The following is a 17,673-nucleotide window of genomic DNA, read 5'->3' as shown; positions in this document are numbered from 1 at the left end:
CAGAATGGTACCAAAACTTTTAGTAAAATCTTTAAATATAAAGTATGCAAGTCCATAACATAGTATAAAATAGTGCATAGTCTTGAAATCTGTGACTCAATGTTTATTTCCCAAACTAATATTTGTAATCGGTTGATCTAGTATGTTTTTGTAATTCGCTTGCTCATCTTCAGTAAACTCTAATTATATTGGTTAAAGGTTACATGTATAAGTGCTACTCATTTGAGTTGAGAGTAGTCCTAGCAATTAATTTCAAAAAGTTAAAAATATGATCTTTAGAAAAGAAAAGTTATGGCGCACTATGCTATATGAACTAGCACATTTAGATTCAAACCCAAGTGCGCCTATTTAATTGGCGGACTTGGGTCACTTTATTAAACTCAAAGCGCTTTTAAGTGAAACACTCCTACTTCTGCTTGTATCACTTCTACTTTAGAGCCAGCGGCTATGGTTTGGTCCGATTGTAGCTTCCAATCAATGCCAGAATAGCGATAAATAGGCTGGCTTGAAGGTGAAACCTCTTCAGTTAAAATAAATTGATGGCCAACAAGATCTCCTTTAGCTGACTTATCATCTACTTTTGACTGCATATTTTTTAAAGGTTTCCAAAAAAAGATGGCTAATATAGCGGTTATAATAGCCGTAGATAGACATGCAGCAACAAGGGTGTTGGGCAACCAAGTTAAATATAATAATGCCGATGTTAATACTGCGGCACAGCCTACAAAAAACAACACAAAAGTAGAAAAACCTAAAACTACTATCTCTACTACTAGTAACAAGAGTCCTACAACCAACAAGGTTTCAGCTAAATTATTGACTATCCAATCCATAACTTACCCCTTATTTAGCTGATTAATCACTGTCATAGCTTGCGCCACTACATTTGCCGCTTCTGTACCACTATCTGGCAATAACACCACAGAAGACTCTTTTGCTATGGCTTGTTTGGCTTCTATTGCTTTGGTTGCCAGATCCAATTGAATGGCTTTTTGCCCTTCATCTGTGGCCGCTGCTTCACCTACTTGCCTTAGTGCTTCGGCTTGTGCTGTCGCAACTGCCACTATAGCTTTAGCTTCACCTTCGGCACGTAGTACTTGCTCAGATTTATCTGCTTCAGCGGCTAACACCACCGAGGCTTTTTCACCCTCTGCACGGTTAATGGCTGCTTGTCTATCACCTTCAGACTCTAGAATTTGTGCGCGTTTAACACGCTCAGCCTTCATTTGAGCTTCCATGGCTTCCATAACTGATTGAGGCGGCACTATATCTTTAATCTCGTACCTTAATACCTGAATTCCCCATGGACCTGCCGCTTCATTAATTGCCGCAACAATATTGGTGTTAAGCATATCCCTTTCTTCAAAGGTTTTATCTAATTCCATTTTACCTAATTCAGAACGCATAGTGGTTTGAGCCAGCTGAGTAACCGCAAACACATAGTCGTCTACACCATAGGTAGCTTTATAGGGGTCTAACACTCTAAAGTACAACACCCCATCTACATGCAAGGAAATATTATCTTTAGTAATGGCACTTTGTTCGGGTACATCAACTGCTTGCTCTTTTAACGAACGGTCAGCCGCTACACGGTCGATAAAAGGCATAATAAAATTCAGCCCAGCTTCTTTGCTTGATTGATATTTTCCAAAACGTTCTATTACGTATGCACGGTTTTGCGGCACAAATTTAATAGAGGTTTTTAACAAGGCCACTACAAAAACCAGTAATACAAACTGCGCAGTAAAAATATACTCGAACAATAATTCCATTTTTAATTCCTTAAGCTTTTGCTTTATTTACTAGACTAATTTAACCAAGCATAACTGAATTTCATAAATACTGAACGCTGATTTTTAGTTAAAGTACTTAAATCGTCATCTTGATAAGCTGAGTCAGAATAACCTACAAAAAACTTGGTTAAGGGATTAAGCTTGTAAGAATAGAGTAACTGAGTGCCTAAACTTTTACGGTTTTCGTCTACCTCAAAGTTATAGTTTTGCTGATTACGCTCTATGTTTGCATACACCAAAATTAACCGTAAAAATTGGCGCTGGTCAAATTGATAGGTTGCTCTAAAGTCGGTTAGATTAGCAGTGAATAATGGTTGCTCTTCTACTTCAAACTTTTGATAAGTATGACGAACTTTAAATTGTAAACTGCTGCCTAAATTCCAATTAACAGTAGGGCGCAGCAAAAATTGTTTACCTAATCGGTTATTATCAAAATCTATGTGATCACCAAATCGACTAAAACCACTAATGTACCAAGCTGGGCTTGGGCGCATTTCAAAGTACAGCTTGCCCATTTTTTCAGTAAATAAAGAACTGTTGCCTTTAATTGATAAGTTTGAAGGATCGGCACGTAAACCCACTCGTTGTCTTTTTAACACTCCAATCTGAAAATAGGATTGCAGCTGAGCGCTTACCCCAAGATCCATTTCTATTTCTTTTTCAATTAATTCGCCATTATCATTGTGCGAGATATCCCAATCTCCCGACAGTCGAACTCTATTCCACCAAGTATTTTCACTAAACCAATTATACCCTCCACCAATAACCGCTTGGGTACGATCGGCTAAGGCACCAAATCCGAGATCTGTTCTTATATTTTCACCACGACTATTTTGCTGAGCCCTAAGGTTCCAATTACGTTCTTCATGGGCATAACTAATGATGTAAGCGTTACCACTAAAAGCTTGGTCTTTTTTTAGCCTTAAGGCTGCTTCTGAAAAATCTTGCTCTTGCTCACAGTCGTTAGCGCAATAATCTTTATATAAATCTATTGGATATAGAGTATCTGAGCGCAAAATTTGCGCCCTAATGGTGTCTTTTTCGGTAATCTGGTATTTACCATCCAAGCCATTTACATAGTTATAATAGCCTTCTGAATCTCTTAGGGTGCTAGTCCAGCCAATAGACAGTTGTGAAGATAAGTCATAACGATAACGCAACGCTAAATTTAAAGACTCGTCGTCTAGGCTTGCAATTGTAGAGCCTAAGTTGCCTGGTACTAAAAAGGTGGTGCTCTCATCGTTAGCCACAAATAACCCAAAAGTGTGTTGCCCCATGCGCCCAGTTACTTTGGCGCCATAGTCAGGGTTTCCAACGTTACGGGTATAAACTAAGTTGTAGTTACTTGAAAAATAATCAGCATTTTCTAAAAAGAAGGTGCGTTTTTCAGCAAAAAATAGTGCAAAGGTATCGTTAATACTTAGTTGCGCAACATCTGCTTCAACTTGTGAAAAATCAGGATTTAAGGTGGCTTGGATAGAAATTTCTGGCGTTACTCCCCATTTAAGATCTAGCCCCACTTCTTTATTGTCAGAGTCGCTCCAATCTAAGCTAGATTCAGGTGAACGACTTTGCCCTTTACCCAAAACTAAAGTTGGAATGACGGCTAAGTTTTTACCTTGCTTGGCTTGCTTAAACCCATTAATAGCGCCCAGTTGGCATAAATTACAGGAATTATTTCTGTCATAAGGCACATTAGAAATACGTAAGCGGTCTTCACGTGGGTAAAAGCGAACAAACTCAGCCCCCCATGTTTTATTTTCTTGGCCTTCAGCAAAATTTAAAATTCGCAAAGGTATGGCCATTTCTACCTGATAGCCATCTGCAACTAACTTACCAGCAGATTGCCAAATCCCATCCCAGCTATCACTTTCGCGGCCAGTCATTTCATTTTGTATAGCGTCGGCTTGAATACCTAGAGGATTGGTAAAAAATTGATAGGCTAAGCGACTATCGTTAAAGGTATCTAGTTTTATGCCAACTAAATCATTGCTCCATATGCCATCTCGGTCGCGATAAAACGCACTAATGTCTTGCACTGAGGTGTCTTGTGCAACAAATGCCACGTACAGAGTGTCTCCATTTTCAAAAACTCTAACCTTAGTAGCAACAGGCGGGCGGGTATTTTCAAAAGGGTGAGTAACAAAATTTAATGATAGCTCTGTGGCCTGACGCCATTGCTGCTCGTCTAACTCTCCATCTAAAACTATGTCGCCAGTGATATTAGGAATATCAACATTGGCAAACTTGTTAGTTAATTTATCTTGAGCATGTATGGCATTTAAATGAACAAAAAAGAGCAGAAGACACAACAAAAGTCTTGGCATAAAAATAGGTTCCGTGTAAAAAATTGAGAGTTTCAAAGGCACAGCTTTGAAAAATTGGCGCAAGGCTAAAACAATTTACCTAGCAAGCAAATAATTTAGCGGCCAATGACCGGGAGGATTCGATAAATAACATATACTTTTTAGGAATGAGCAAAAAAAGGCTTAAAAACCTCACAAATCTAGCTCTTTTCTCAGACCAACAGCTCAATTAAGTGAATAAGTGTGATTACCAAGGGATTATGTCGGTTTACTTACCGAGCAACTTTGTCGTAACCACACTACTACAAATTAAGTCTGTGCTTTTTCCTTATAAGAACATGTGGCCGAGAGAATATTCTCGGCCACTTTCATTGTTAGTCTAATTGTAGATCTCTTGTCATATTTTCATTTTTGTCTCTATGCACTATGACATTGTCTTCAATGCGAATGCCCCCAAATGGGCGCAACTCATCAATCACATCCCAATTAATGAATTTTGACTGTTCAGTGGCTTTTAAATCTGCCAATAAACTATCTATAAAATACAAACCAGGCTCAATAGTAAAAACTTGTCTAGCTTCTATCATACGGGTTGTTCGTAAAAACGGATGCTCGGCGGGCGCTGGGCAAGGGGTACCACGATCGTCAGACACATGGCCAGCCACATCATGCACTTGTAACCCTAAAAAGTGGCCAATTCCATGGGGGAAAAAAGTTCCAACCATTCCTGAACTTAGCACGTCTTCTGGGCTTAAATTGACTATCTTAAATTCACTTAGTACGGCCGCGATTTGTTTAAAGGCTAAGGCATGAATTTGCACATAAGAAACACCAGGTTTTAATGCATCTATACAGTTCTTAGTAATCTTATGCAGCGCCTCAATTAAATCAGCAAACAGCCCGGGCTGGTTAGTATAAGTTCGGGTGATATCGGCCGCATAGCCATTAAAATTGGCTCCTGCATCAATTAAAAATGAACGTGATTCTGCCGGTGCTTCCATTTCTAATTCTGTGTAATGCAAAATTGAGGCATTGTTATTTAAGGCAATAATATTGTTGTAAGGCACTTGATTGTCGCCTTGCCTAACCGCACACAAATAAGCCAGATTAATATCAAACTCACTTAAACCTTGCTCAAAAGCTAAGCGTGCGGCACGGTGGCCAGTCACTGCTAAGCGGTTAGCTTCACGCATACAATGTAATTCATAATCTGTTTTATAAGCACGTTGGTAATGCAAATAATGCAGTACCCTGTCGGGGTTTACCAAACTAAAACCAAGGGCTTTTGCTACTTCAATATACTCACCTATGTAAGCATATTTAGACTTATCAAAAGGCAAATGTTTTTCCACCGCATCGGCTTGAGTAAGCAGTACAATATCAAAGTGTTCTGCCCAAAAGGCGCTTGGCTCGTCTGGCACTTTATGCCAAAAATCTTTAGGTCGATAAAACACTAATTTGGGTTTGTCTTCACCATTAACAATCAACCAACAATTTGGATTATCGATAACAGGCAACCAAGCTTTAAAATGTGGATTGACTTTAAACGGATAATTATTGTCGTCTAAAAATATCCGTTTGCCTTGGCCAGAGTGAATGATTAATCCATCAATACTTTCGCGCTGAATGGCTTCACGGGTACGACTTTGTAATTCACTTATATGCTGGGGATAGGTCTGGGCTAAATTTGCTTCTAAAGACATGCAAATACTCTCATCAAGGTAATTGGGTGATCATATGGCACTAGATTAACACAAGAGTTTTTACAGAGCATGTAACAGTTCAATTTGGATCAGTTAACCTGAGGGCTCAATCTGCATGTGTGCCAATTCGTTAAATAAATAGCCTTTTTCGCCTAATTGTTGTTGGTAAATTTGTTGATAGGCCATCACCGCTTTTACATAGTTGCGGGTTTCTTTGTAAGGAATGGTCTCTATCCATAAGTCTAATGCCATAGGTTGGTTTTCTGGCAACCACTGTTTTACCCGGCGCCACCCTGCATTATAAGAGGCCGTAGCTAACACAGTATTGTTATCCATTTTATTCAATAAATAGCGCATATACTTAGTGCCTAGAGCTACATTTTTGGCGGGATTGAATAAATGCCTTTGACCGACTTTTTGTTTAGTTAAATAACGCGCGGTACCAGGCATTACTTGCATTAGACCTAGCGCACCCGCCCCAGATGCGGCGTCGGGCATAAAAGAACTTTCGCGTCTGGCTATGGCAAATGCCCATGCAGGATCGATATCATTCTTCTTGGCATGAGTTTGCAAATGAGTATCGAAAGGCATAGGAAAACGACGGGCTAGATCGTCTAAATAGCCAGCCCTCGTAAAGCCAAAAATGGCTTGGTCATGCCAGTTTTGTTGACTAGCCAAAACCGCAGCCGTAAGTTGCTGTTCAGTAGTTAGTTGACTCTGTAAGTAAATCCACTCACGTCTTGCACTAAGATTACGTCCGAGATGTCTAAATTCGAAAGCTCGCTGGGCACTTGGCATGCTTGCTATTGTGTGTAAATCGGCTTGCGCAATATATAATGGAATATTGTTTAAATTTGCCGGAATAGCTAATTTAGCACTGGCTAAAAAGCCATAATAATGTCTGTGCTTAGCGAGCTTTTGAAGGCCCAAGGTGGCCAAATCTGTTGCGGCCAGTTGTCCGTAGGCCCGTGATTTCCAGTATTGAAAAACAAAATCTTGGGCCACCTCTTCTGGCACAAAATCTATGACATCTATGGCATGCTGCCAATCTTGTTGACGAAGAACATGGGCTAAATGCCACCTTAATAATTCAGCATCGGGCTGATAATTACTGGCTTTTTCCAACCAAGTTTCTGCTTGAGGGTGATCAGCCAAGGCTAAAAACACGGCAAACCTATGAGTTAAAGTGGTTAATTGTTGAGTTGAAAACGTAAATTGGTTAGAAAGTTTTTCCCAACTTTTTAAGGCTAATTCTCTATCTCGGCTAATAAGGCGATTCAGCCCATAAACCATAATGTCTGTTTCTACTTCAGGAAATTGTTTGGGAAAATTCGAAATACGACTCACCTGACTAGGAGAGCGCCTTACTTTTAACCACAAATCGGCTAAATATTGCTGTGGTTTAGGCAACAAGGTTTTCAAATAAGGAATAAGTGTGTGATTACCGCCATTAGCCGCCAGTGCCAGTCTTTTTAATACTAATTCTGGGGTTCTTAAACCAAGCTGTTGCCAATGGGAAAACAAGGGGTCACATTGTTTAGGTTGCGACTTGCCTACCACCCACAGTGATTCAGCCAAGGCTAGGGCCTCTTGATGCTGTGGATCTTTATTGATTAAGTAGCTGCCATATTGGCAAGTTAAGGCGCTGTCTCCTAAGTCGCGGTAAAACTCAATAAATAAATCTGGCTGATTTTTTTTAGCCAAATATTGCAGCCACTTTTTTCTTAGCGGTTTATCTAATGGCGTAGATTCGTAGTTTTTTAAAAACTTAGCGATGCGTTTTTGGTTCGCCATGTACGGAAATTTTGTTAGGGTCTTTAACTCAATATAAGGGGTGAGCGGATAACCTTCTAAGGATCTCATTAAGCGTTTAAAGGTACGACTATTGGGATTATGAGCTAAGGCTTCTGCTGCCATAAAGTTTTTGCGTTGCAACTCAAGATGTTCATCAACAACAGAAGCAGCGGGTTGGGCAACACTGTTAGCCACAAAGATTGAGAAAACCGCTGCTAAAAAAAATAAATAACGCGTGTTCAAAAATGTCTTCCCTAAAATGCAACAGAAAATAAGCTTAGCTTGATCCTAGCAAAATTGAGAGTGATTAAGTGGCGAAATAAAGGTAAAGTTTAGCTTAACTGGAATGACCAGTTGAATTTTGGTTTTTTACCCACATGTAACATGACTTGGCATATTTTGAATATATTTTGTTAATACTTAGGTTGCGCTTTAGCACTTTATTAACAAGAATCTATGCCTCAGGTATTTGCAGTGCATTACCCTGCCTCCCAACCCATGCTATGGCATAAGCCACAGGAGATGATAATGATATACGAAGGCAAGAGCCTCACAGTAAGCTTACTGCAAGACGGAATTGCAGATATGGTATTTGATGCCCCAGGCTCAGTTAATAAATTCGACCGACAAACAGTATCTGACTTAGACGGCGCAGCTAAAGCCATTGCAGCTGATCCTAAGGTAAAAGGAGTGGTGGTTAGTTCTGCCAAATCCACTTTTATTGTAGGTGCAGACATCACTGAGTTTACCGAACTCTTTGCTATGCCAGACGAAGAAGTATTAGCATGGGTGAAAAAGACCTCTGCAGCCTTTGACCAATTTGAAGATTTACCTGTACCCACCATAGCCGCTGTAAATGGTTTTGCTTTGGGTGGCGGGTTTGAAATGACCTTGGCTTGTGACCTAAGAGTCGCAGATACCACAGCAAAAATCGGCTTACCTGAAGTCAAATTAGGCTTAATGCCTGGCTTTGGTGGTACGGCCAGATTACCTCGCTTAATAGGCGCAGATAACGCCCTAGAATGGATGACCACTGGTCGCGATCGTAATGCCCATAAAGCCTTAGCTGAAGGCGCGGTAGATGCGGTAGTTAGCCCTGAAAAACTTAAAGAAGCGGCAATTAGCATGCTTAAAGATGCCATATCTGGAGAGTTAGATTGGCAATCTCGCCGCGCAGAAAAAATGGCGCCATTAAAGCTAAACCAAAATGAAGCTATGATGAGTTTTTCAACTGCTAAAGCTATGGTTGCTGCCAAAGCTGGCAAGCATTATCCCTCTCCCCATATGATGGTAGATACTGTCGCAAAAGGCGCTGGGCTAGATCGCGATGGCGCGATGAAATTAGAAAACCAAGGTTTTGTAGAATTGGCCAAGTCAGATGCCGCGAAAGCCCAAGTGGGGATTTTCTTAGCCGACCAACTGGTAAAAAGTAAAGGTAAAAAACAGGCTAAATTAGCCAAAAAAGCGGTCAATCAAACTGCTGTGCTAGGTGCAGGGATCATGGGGGGTGGCATTGCCTATCAATCGGCGGTAAAAGGCACCCCCGTGATCATGAAAGATATTCAGCAATCTGCATTAGATTTGGGATTAAAAGAAGCCGCTGGCATTTTAGCCAAAGGCATGCAGCGTGGCAAAGTAGATGCCAAACAAATGGCCGCCACCCTTAACAACATTACCCCTACTTTAGACTATTCTGCCATTAAAGATGCTGACTTAGTGATAGAGGCAGTTGTTGAAAATCCTAAAGTTAAAAGTGTGGTTTTAGCAGAAACAGAACAACATGTAGCAGAAGATGCCATCATTTGTTCCAACACTTCTACCATTTCAATTAATCAATTAGCCAAGAGTTTAAAAAATCCTGCACGCTTCTGCGGTATGCACTTTTTTAACCCAGTGCACAAAATGCCCTTAGTAGAAATCATTCGTGGTGAACACACCTCTGACGAGACCATTTCTGCTGTTGTTGCTGCAACCTTAAAAATGGGTAAAACCCCAATAGTAGTGAATGACTGCCCTGGCTTTTTAGTTAACCGAGTGTTGTTTCCTTATTTTGCCGGATTTAGTCGCCTAGTAATGGACGGGGCTGATTTTGTAGCAGTAGATAAAGTCATGGAAAAAGTATTTGGCTGGCCTATGGGCCCAGCTTATTTACTAGACGTTGTAGGTATGGATACAGCTGATCATGCCTCTGGTGTGATGGCCGAAGGTATACCTGAGCGTATGCAAAAAATTGCTAATGATCCTGTCACTCTGTTGTATCAAGCGCAGCGTTTAGGACAAAAGAATGGCAAAGGCTTTTATGACTTTGGTGTAGATAAGCGCGGTCGCCCTACCAAGCAAGCAGCCAGCGAAGCCTATAGTTTATTTGCTCCACATTGTGCTCAAACCCGAGAATTTGATCAGCAAGAAATCATCGCACGTGTGATGATCCCTATGGCCAACGAAGCCATAAGGTGTTTGGAAGAAGGCATAGTAGGCAGCGCTGCCGAAGCTGATATGGCGTTATTGTACGGATTAGGCTTCCCACCATTTAGAGGCGGGATTTTCCGTTACATCGAAACCATGGGCTTAGACAAATTTGTTGCGTTAGCAGATAAATACGCTGATCTAGGGCCCATTTACCAAATATCTGATGGCGTCAGAGCGATGGCCGCAGAAAATAAATCCTATTTTGCCAACTAGTCTAAGGAGATGATCATGAAAGAAGTGGTAGTAGTTGATTGCATACGCACACCTATGGGTCGCTCTAAAGGCGGAATGTTCAGACACGTGCGAGCTGAAACCCTTTCAGCCCATTTAATGACTAAGTTACTAGAACGTAACCCCAACCTAGATCCAAATGAAATAGAAGACATTATTTGGGGTTGTGTACAACAAACTAAAGAACAAGGCTTTAATATTGCCCGTAATGCGCAACTATTAACTGATATTCCTCGCTCAACCAGCGCGGTAACAGTTAATCGCCTATGCGGTTCGTCAATGCAGGCATTGCACGATGCCACTAGTGGCATAATGTCAGGACGCGGCGACGTGTACATGATAGGTGGGGTTGAGCACATGGGCCATGTGCCTATGGACTTTAACTTAGATTTCCATCCTGGCATTGCTAAACATACTGCCAAAGCGTCAGGCAGCATGGGCATGACCGCAGAGTTATTAGGTCGCCAAAATGGCATTAGTCGTGAAATGCAAGACGCCTTTGGGGCACGCTCTCACCAACGCGCGCACAAAGCCACACAAGAAGGCCGTTGGGCTAACGAAATTGTGGCAACCCAAGGCCATGATGCAGAGGGTATTCTAAAATCTATTAGTGTTGATGAAGTCATACGTCCTGATTCCACCATAGAGACAATGGCAGGCCTAAGGCCGGTCTTTGACCCTGTGAATGGCACAGTGACAGCTGGCACGTCTTCGGCCTTATCAGATGGCGCGGCCGCTATGTTAATTATGTCTGCAGATAAAGCTAAGGCATTGGGCTTAACCCCTAGAGCAAAAATCCGGGCAATGGCAGTAGCAGGCTGTGACGCCGCTATTATGGGCTTTGGCCCAGTGCCAGCTACGCAAAAAGCCTTAAAGCGCGCTGGTTTAACTATGGCAGATATTGAATTAGCTGAATTTAATGAAGCCTTTGCCGCCCAGGCCTTGTCTTGCATTAAGCAATTAGGCTGGATTGATAGTTACGATGACAAAGTGAACTTAAACGGCGGCGCCATTGCACTAGGTCACCCACTTGGATGCTCAGGAGCACGTATCTCAACTACCTTGATTAATTTAATGGAAGCCAATGATAAGTCACTAGGACTAGCTACTATGTGTATTGGTTTAGGCCAAGGGATTGCAACGGTATTTGAACGTACCTAATTAATCTGTTAAAAATCTAAGGGCAGGTTAAGTCATTAACCTGCCCTTTTTTTTAATATTGACGAGGTAAACTTAGTTCACCCTCTTGGTTAATATAAATGGGCAATGAAAATAACCCCACGTCTAATTTCACTTTGAGTTGATAACGAATAGGCGCATCTTGATTTTTCAACACCCCAGCTAAGACTTTAATGCCCGACAACCAATCAGCTTGAGCATGTAAGCTTATAGACTCTTGCCCATAAGCGGGCACTATAGGTAGCTGATTCGCCACACCAGATAACAACTCCTTGCCAGCAATACTGGCAGTGTAGGCCATACCTTTTATATTTAAATCGACTGAATTTGGGTTAGTCACTAATAAGCCAATTTCAAAAGTTGGGTTCAGGCTTTGCCCTGGCAATACCCGAAAAGAGCTAACCTTTACCTGTGGTTTTTCAAAATGCGGGGTGAGATTGGCACAAGCACTTAAAATTAGCGCAACACTTATGACAAAAACGCCAGTTATAAGCTTTTTCATTGTGCCTCCTAAATGTTTAAAGAATGGAATTAGGCAATCAATTTAGCTTTAATGGTTTGCACTAATCTTTCTTTCACCTGTGGGGTTAAACCTAAGCTAATTAAAAATGAGGAAAACGCCGAAATAAAAATAATGCTCTTGAGGATCTTAACGCCAGTAAACACCATAGTAATCACTAAAATTGCAGCATAAGCCAATCCAATCATGCCTAAAAATAAACACATGCCCTGAATATCTTTGTTCATTATTATCTCCTTAAATAATTATCACCTAGTTTGGCCTATAAACGGCCTATTTGTCACTAGCCTAAATGTAAGCACTTTTATTTTGTCTCTTTGTTGCAAGGGCGACTAAGTTAGTAAGGCCAATAAATTTTTCTGATGAGAGGTCACACAGGCCTAAAAAACATGCTGTCTACACTGTGTTTACATAGACTGCGATAGTCGTAAAGATTTAGGTACTTAGGCTATTTAAATGCGCCCACGCAATAACCTGTTTACCCTAACAATGCGCACTTAACTGTGTAAAATTCGCGCCTCGTTCAATTAGACTAATTTTTAGTCACTTAACCAAATAGAGGTAAACTGTGCAGTTCCCCACCCATAGATTTTATGAAGATGTGTTGGCCTTATTATGTGCCGGCTTATTGGTATCTTTTGGGGTGGCATTATTTGGCACACACAATTTAATCACTGGTGGCACAGCGGGTATCGCCATTATTGGTGCTCACCTAACTGAATTAAACTTTGGTTTATTATTTTTTTTGGTCAACCTACCTTTTTATTACATAGCCTGGACTCAATTAAGCAAACGCTTCACTGTTAACACTTTTATATCGGTGACTGTGGTTTCAGTGATGAGTGAACAAATGCCTAAACTAATTAATATTAATAGCATAGATCCTCTGTTTGCCGCGTTTTCAGGCGGTATGCTGATAGGGGTAGGGCTGTTAATAATGTTTAGACATAAATCTAGTTTGGGTGGCTTAGGCATTTTAGCCCTGTACCTGCAAAATAAATTTAATATTAGAGCGGGCAACTTTGGTTTGTTAGTTGACGCCACCATTTTAGGCTCTTCAATTTTAATTTTTAATTTTGAGTTGGTGATTCTGTCAGTGATAGGTGCCATCACCATGAATCTACTTATTGCGGTTAATCACAAACCAGGACGATATCAAGCTTACTTAGAGCCTAAAAAATCCAAAGCTAAAGATGAGACCTTAGAAGAAGAAGCCTTAAAAGCGGTGCAATGTACTGAATAACCTACAAGTTTAAACAGAAATGCCCAAACTCTGGGTGAATTTGGGCTATTTCAAAATGCATTATGCGCTGAGTTTAGTGACCTAAGGCTCGTAGCATCCAAGCGGTTTTTTCATGAATGCGCATTCGATCAGACACTAAAGCTGCACTTGATTCATCATCAGCTTTTTGAGCAGCCACTAACACTTTACGACAGGTTTTAACCACAGCTTCGTGACCTTGTAATAAAATTTTGACCATTTCACTACCACTAGGTACGCCGTCAACTTCTTTAATCGAGCTGAGTTTAGCAAACTCTTTGTAAGTGCCAGGTGCCACTACATCTAAGGTACGAATACGCTCGGCAATATCATCTACCGCCACCGCCAATTCGGTGTAATGCTCTTCAAACATTAGGTGCAACTCTCTAAACTGTGGCCCTGTGACATTCCAATGAAAATTATGAGTTTGTAGATACAAAGTATAAGAATCGGCCAATAGGTTTTTTAAGCCTTCGGCTATTGTTTCTCTATCTTGCTCATTGATACCGATATTAATAGTACTCATTATTTTTCCTTTTTTAACTTAAAATTCTCACTACAGCTTAAGGCTGTATTACTCATAAGGCTAATGAAGAATATTAGATCATCTAATCGTAAAAAATAATCAATATAATAACTACCAATTAGTTTTTAGGATTAAATAGCAAACAACTGTGACAAATCTTTAAAGGCTTTAAACTCTAACGCATTGCCACTGGGATCATAAAAAAACATGGTGGCTTGCTCGCCTACTTCACCTGCAAATCTGATATAAGGCTTAATCACAAAATCTAAATTACTGTCTTCTAAGCGTGCTGCCAGTTGTTGCCAATCTTGCCAGGCCAACACTACACCAAAATGCGGTACAGGTACGGCCTTATCATCAACTTGATTGTGGGTCGGCATAGTAGGCATATTAGCAACTTTATGGGTAACCAACTGGTGGCCAAAAAAATTCCAATCTATCCAGTGTGCTGAACTTCGACCTTTTTCGCATCCTAGCAAACCTTGATAAAACCTTTCAGCTTGCTGTAAATCTGTCACTGGAATGGCTAAATGAAAAGGCATAATAGACATAATTTTCCTAGAGTATTTTTTTTAATAATTTAAGTTTTAAGTGATTAAAAGGTGGGTACCTGAGAGGAATATCCATCCAAAAACTACGTTTCATTACAGTTTTTAAATGACTAAAGTTATCAAAACCAATTTTTCCATGATAGGCCCCCATGCCACTATTGCCCACTCCCCCAAAAGGTAAATTGGGGTTGGCAGCAAACATAAATCCATCGTTAATACATACCATACCGGCACTCGTTTGCTGCAGCACTTGTTGTTCTAACTGATTGTTTTTACTAAAAAGATATAAGGCCAAAGGTTTATCGTTTTGATTTATAAAATCTATGCTTTGTCGAACCTTATCTAAAGTGATTATGGGTAAAATAGGGCCAAAGATTTCGGCTTGCATTAATTGACTATCATGCGCGGGATCTAACACTAATGTGGGTTCAATAAAATGATTCTGCACATCATGCTGCCCTCCAAAAATCACATTTTGTCCAGCTAAACTATCCACTAAACGTTGAGCATGTCTGGTATTAACTATACGAGCGTAATCCTTTGATTGTGCCGCGTCTTCACTATAAAAGGCCTGGATCTTGGTTTTTATTGCCGCAATTAATGCCGGGGCTAACTCTTTATCAACCAATATATAATCTGGAGCAACACATGTTTGCCCAGCATTCATCCACTTACTCCACACAATACGTGCAGCTGTTACTTCTAAATTGGCTGAATCATCCACTATACATGGGCTTTTCCCCCCTAACTCTAGGGTGACTGGGGTCAAAAATTCTGCCGCTGCGCGCATCACAATTTTACCTACAGCTTCACCCCCAGTGTAGATAATGTGATCAAATTTATGCTTTAACAATTCAGTGGTTTCAGCAACAGCGCCTTCCACTACACATACTGCTTGGCTGTCTAAATAACGCGGAATGAGGCGTGCCAACAATTGTGACATATTGGCCGACAATTCAGAGGGTTTAATGACGGCACAGTTCCCCGCAGCTATTGCTGCCACTAAAGGTGACAACACTAACAACAAAGGATAATTCCAAGCCCCAATAATTAATACATTACCTAAAGGTTCAGGCAAAATATAACTAGCCCCAGGTTGAGCCACTAAAGGAGTCTTGACTTTACGAGCTTTGCTCCACTTTTTAATATGTTTAAGTGCATGTTTTACTTCGCTAATCACCCCACCTAATTCAGCTGTCCAAGATTCCATTGCACAGCGCCCCAAATCTAATTGCAATGCATTAAGTATAGCGTCTTGATGCTCTTCTACCATGCTTTGAATTTGTTTTAGTTGCGCGCAGCGCCAAGACAAATCTTTGGTTCGTCCTGATTCAAATGTCTGCCTTAACACCTGAATTGAAGTTGCTATATCCACTAACTTAGTGTCGCTCGTTTGAGAATTAGAGGGGTGCATGAAGTTCCTTTAAACTTTTAGTAGTGCTATAGGTGAGCTATGCTTCATTGCGCCTATCACTTGGGCTTTAATTGGCTTGGGTGGCAAAACCTAAACGTGACAGCATAGACTTTAAACTTGTTTGAGTAATAGGTTTTTCTAAAAAGCCCACCGCTCCATCGGCCATAGCTTGTTGGATGTTAGATTCAGAATTTTTTGCTGAACACATCACAACTTTACTGTTAGGGCTATGTTCAACTAACTGTTTAAGCAAGGCTAGACCATTCATAGAAGGCAGATTGATATCTAACAAAATAAGATCAAACATGACTTTCTGAGCCTTAACTAGCGCTACTTCAGCACTGTCTGCGGTTTCAACAAACTCATATCCCATGCGCTTAAGCACTAAACTGATAAAGGTTCGAATGGCTTCTACGTCGTCTATGACTAATATGTTGGTATGGTTCAATTGCTGGCAACTTAGGGATCTAGAAAAGATTTTTGTATCATACAATGCCAGTCAATAATTAATCAATTTTAGCTATATTGGTCTATAAAGCGAAAAAAAAGCCCACTAAATCTTTAGTAGGCTTGGTTAATTGATTGCTTGCTTACACCTCAAAAGGGTGGCGTAATACTATGGTTTCGTTGCGATCTGGGCCGGTTGAAATGATATCAATTGGCACGCCTGTGAGTTCTTCTAAGCGCTTAATATAATTTTTAGCAGCTTGTGGTAAAGCCTCATACTCAGTAACACCATAAGAGTTTTCACTCCAACCTGGCATGCTTTCGTATACAGGGGTAATCAAATCATAACCATCTGCCGCCATTGGAGGCACATCGCTGATATTACCTTGTGCATCTTTATAACCAGTACAAATACTTAAGCTTTCAAGGCCATCAAGTACGTCTAACTTGGTTAAACAAAATCCAGTAATAGAATTAATTTGTACGGCACGCTTCATGGCCACAGCATCAAACCAACCTGTTCGACGTTTACGTCCTGTGGTCGCTCCAAACTCATGACCTTTCACCCCTAAATGCTGACCCACTTCACAATCTAGTTCAGTAGGAAAAGGTCCAGACCCCACACGAGTGGTATAAGCTTTAACTATGCCTAGTACATAATCTAAGTTAAGTGGACCAAATCCAGCGCCAGTGGCCACGCCACCAACAGTGGTATTGGAAGAAGTCACATAAGGGTAGGTGCCATGATCTATGTCTAATAAGGTGCCTTGCGCGCCCTCAAACATTATTTTATCACCACGTAAACGGGCTTTATCTAGTACATCAGTTACGTCTACTACCATGGCTTTTAAAATATCGGCGACAGCTAACGCATCAGCCAATACTTTTTCATAACTAACTGGTTCTACTTTGTAGTAGTTAGTTAACATAAAGTTATGATATTCAAGGATTTCTTTTAACTTAACCGCAAAGTCTTGAGGATTGAACAAATCCCCCACACGTAAACCACGACGTGATACTTTGTCTTCATAGGCAGGACCAATACCACGACCAGTCGTACCTATGGCTTTGTTGCCTCGGGCTTTTTCACGAGCGACATCTAATTCAATATGATAAGGCAAGATAAGAGGACAAGCTTCACTGATCCTTAAGCGCTCTTTAACTGGCACTCCGCGTGCTTCTAACATAGCGGTTTCTTTTAGCAAAGCTTCTGGACTGAGAACCACTCCATTACCTATTACACAGGTAACATTTTCTCTTAAAATTCCAGATGGGATCAGGTGCAGAACTGTTTTTTCACCGTCTATGACTAAGGTATGACCTGCATTGTGGCCCCCTTGATAGCGAACCACATAAGTAGCTTGATCAGTTAATAAATCTACTACTTTACCTTTTCCTTCATCACCCCATTGGGTGCCGAGTACAACAACGTTTTTAGCCATGGATATTGAGCGTCAGAAAATTAGGCGGGGATCCTAC

Annotated in this window: 15 protein-coding genes; 3 read left to right on the top strand and 12 right to left on the bottom strand. The window is 40.8% G+C overall.

Annotated elements, in window-relative coordinates; all coding sequences use genetic code 11:
• Positions 1 to 380 precede the first annotated feature (380 nt).
• The 5 genes from ACVCDT_RS11355 to ACVCDT_RS11335 all read right to left on the bottom strand — a co-directional run bounded on the left by ACVCDT_RS11355 (position 381) and on the right by ACVCDT_RS11335 (position 7,839).
• Positions 381 to 833 (bottom strand): NfeD family protein, encoded by a 453-nt coding sequence (locus tag ACVCDT_RS11355; RefSeq protein ID WP_447132897.1) that lies wholly within the window; start codon positions 831 to 833, stop codon positions 381 to 383.
• A gap of 3 nt (positions 834 to 836) precedes the next feature.
• Positions 837 to 1,772: an SPFH domain-containing protein gene (locus tag ACVCDT_RS11350; RefSeq protein ID WP_447132896.1), complete on the bottom strand. Its 936-nt coding sequence runs from the start codon at positions 1,770 to 1,772 to the stop codon at positions 837 to 839.
• Between the two features lie 35 nt (positions 1,773 to 1,807).
• Positions 1,808 to 4,120, bottom strand: a complete 2,313-nt coding sequence (locus ACVCDT_RS11345) for a carbohydrate binding family 9 domain-containing protein (RefSeq protein WP_447132895.1) — start codon at positions 4,118 to 4,120, stop codon at positions 1,808 to 1,810.
• 353 nt (positions 4,121 to 4,473) lie between these two features.
• Positions 4,474 to 5,802 carry a Xaa-Pro dipeptidase gene (pepQ, locus tag ACVCDT_RS11340; protein WP_447132894.1) on the bottom strand — a complete coding sequence of 443 codons (1,329 nt, stop codon included), beginning with the start codon at positions 5,800 to 5,802 and terminating at the stop codon, positions 4,474 to 4,476.
• A 93-nt stretch (positions 5,803 to 5,895) separates the two neighbouring features.
• Positions 5,896 to 7,839, bottom strand: coding sequence for a lytic transglycosylase domain-containing protein (locus ACVCDT_RS11335; protein WP_447132893.1), 1,944 nt, complete (start codon positions 7,837 to 7,839; stop codon positions 5,896 to 5,898).
• A gap of 285 nt (positions 7,840 to 8,124) precedes the next feature.
• Between ACVCDT_RS11335 and fadB the strand changes: the two genes are divergently transcribed.
• Both fadB and fadA read left to right on the top strand, forming a co-directional pair.
• A complete protein-coding gene (gene fadB, locus ACVCDT_RS11330; RefSeq protein ID WP_447132892.1) occupies positions 8,125 to 10,278 on the top strand; it encodes a fatty acid oxidation complex subunit alpha FadB in 2,154 nt (717 codons plus the stop codon).
• Between the two features lie 15 nt (positions 10,279 to 10,293).
• Entirely contained in the window at positions 10,294 to 11,457 is a 1,164-nt protein-coding gene (fadA, locus tag ACVCDT_RS11325; RefSeq protein ID WP_447132891.1) for an acetyl-CoA C-acyltransferase FadA, read from the top strand.
• 52 nt (positions 11,458 to 11,509) lie between these two features.
• Here the strand turns inward: fadA and ACVCDT_RS11320 are convergent, their stop codons facing one another.
• Both ACVCDT_RS11320 and ACVCDT_RS11315 read right to left on the bottom strand, forming a co-directional pair.
• A complete protein-coding gene (locus tag ACVCDT_RS11320; protein WP_447132890.1) occupies positions 11,510 to 11,977 on the bottom strand; it encodes an LEA/WHy family protein in 468 nt (155 codons plus the stop codon).
• Between the two features lie 29 nt (positions 11,978 to 12,006).
• On the bottom strand, positions 12,007 to 12,222 hold the full coding sequence (locus ACVCDT_RS11315; protein ID WP_447132889.1) for a hypothetical protein: 216 nt from the start codon (positions 12,220 to 12,222) through the stop codon (positions 12,007 to 12,009).
• A gap of 341 nt (positions 12,223 to 12,563) precedes the next feature.
• On the opposite strand from ACVCDT_RS11315, the gene ACVCDT_RS11310 reads away from it, so the two are divergent.
• Positions 12,564 to 13,238, top strand: a complete 675-nt coding sequence (locus tag ACVCDT_RS11310) for a YitT family protein (RefSeq protein WP_447132888.1) — start codon at positions 12,564 to 12,566, stop codon at positions 13,236 to 13,238.
• A gap of 73 nt (positions 13,239 to 13,311) precedes the next feature.
• On the opposite strand, the gene ACVCDT_RS11305 is transcribed toward ACVCDT_RS11310, so the two are convergent.
• The 5 genes from ACVCDT_RS11305 to ACVCDT_RS11285 form a co-directional block, all read right to left on the bottom strand.
• Entirely contained in the window at positions 13,312 to 13,782 is a 471-nt protein-coding gene (locus ACVCDT_RS11305; protein WP_447132887.1) for a Dps family protein, read from the bottom strand.
• 131 nt (positions 13,783 to 13,913) lie between these two features.
• Complete coding sequence (locus ACVCDT_RS11300) at positions 13,914 to 14,333, bottom strand: VOC family protein (protein ID WP_447132886.1); 420 nt, start codon at positions 14,331 to 14,333, stop codon at positions 13,914 to 13,916.
• 7 nt (positions 14,334 to 14,340) lie between these two features.
• Positions 14,341 to 15,747, bottom strand: a complete 1,407-nt coding sequence (locus ACVCDT_RS11295) for an aldehyde dehydrogenase family protein (protein ID WP_447132885.1) — start codon at positions 15,745 to 15,747, stop codon at positions 14,341 to 14,343.
• 67 nt (positions 15,748 to 15,814) lie between these two features.
• Positions 15,815 to 16,195 carry a response regulator gene (locus ACVCDT_RS11290; protein ID WP_447132884.1) on the bottom strand — a complete coding sequence of 127 codons (381 nt, stop codon included), beginning with the start codon at positions 16,193 to 16,195 and terminating at the stop codon, positions 15,815 to 15,817.
• Between the two features lie 142 nt (positions 16,196 to 16,337).
• A complete protein-coding gene (locus ACVCDT_RS11285) occupies positions 16,338 to 17,636 on the bottom strand; it encodes an adenylosuccinate synthase (RefSeq protein ID WP_447132883.1) in 1,299 nt (432 codons plus the stop codon).
• Positions 17,637 to 17,673: the final 37 nt, after the last annotated feature.

Source organism: Paraglaciecola aestuariivivens (assembly GCF_052983255.1).
Note: the sequence above shows the minus strand (reverse complement) of the source record. Positions and strands in the feature narration are given on the sequence as shown.

What these genes read in the sequence shown, in the direction of transcription:
- ACVCDT_RS11295 (WP_447132885.1), bottom strand. Translation starts at nt 15,747, where the DNA reads ATGCACCCCTCTAATTCTCAAACGAGCGACACTAAGTTAGTGGATATA.
- fadA (WP_447132891.1), top strand. Translation starts at nt 10,294, where the DNA reads ATGAAAGAAGTGGTAGTAGTTGATTGCATACGCACACCTATGGGTCGC.
- pepQ (WP_447132894.1), bottom strand. Translation starts at nt 5,802, where the DNA reads ATGTCTTTAGAAGCAAATTTAGCCCAGACCTATCCCCAGCATATAAGT.
- ACVCDT_RS11350 (WP_447132896.1), bottom strand. Translation starts at nt 1,772, where the DNA reads ATGGAATTATTGTTCGAGTATATTTTTACTGCGCAGTTTGTATTACTG.
- ACVCDT_RS11355 (WP_447132897.1), bottom strand. Translation starts at nt 833, where the DNA reads ATGGATTGGATAGTCAATAATTTAGCTGAAACCTTGTTGGTTGTAGGA.
- fadB (WP_447132892.1), top strand. Translation starts at nt 8,125, where the DNA reads ATGATATACGAAGGCAAGAGCCTCACAGTAAGCTTACTGCAAGACGGA.
- ACVCDT_RS11315 (WP_447132889.1), bottom strand. Translation starts at nt 12,222, where the DNA reads ATGAACAAAGATATTCAGGGCATGTGTTTATTTTTAGGCATGATTGGA.
- ACVCDT_RS11300 (WP_447132886.1), bottom strand. Translation starts at nt 14,333, where the DNA reads ATGTCTATTATGCCTTTTCATTTAGCCATTCCAGTGACAGATTTACAG.
- ACVCDT_RS11345 (WP_447132895.1), bottom strand. Translation starts at nt 4,120, where the DNA reads ATGCCAAGACTTTTGTTGTGTCTTCTGCTCTTTTTTGTTCATTTAAAT.
- ACVCDT_RS11320 (WP_447132890.1), bottom strand. Translation starts at nt 11,977, where the DNA reads ATGAAAAAGCTTATAACTGGCGTTTTTGTCATAAGTGTTGCGCTAATT.
- ACVCDT_RS11305 (WP_447132887.1), bottom strand. Translation starts at nt 13,782, where the DNA reads ATGAGTACTATTAATATCGGTATCAATGAGCAAGATAGAGAAACAATA.
- ACVCDT_RS11285 (WP_447132883.1), bottom strand. Translation starts at nt 17,636, where the DNA reads ATGGCTAAAAACGTTGTTGTACTCGGCACCCAATGGGGTGATGAAGGA.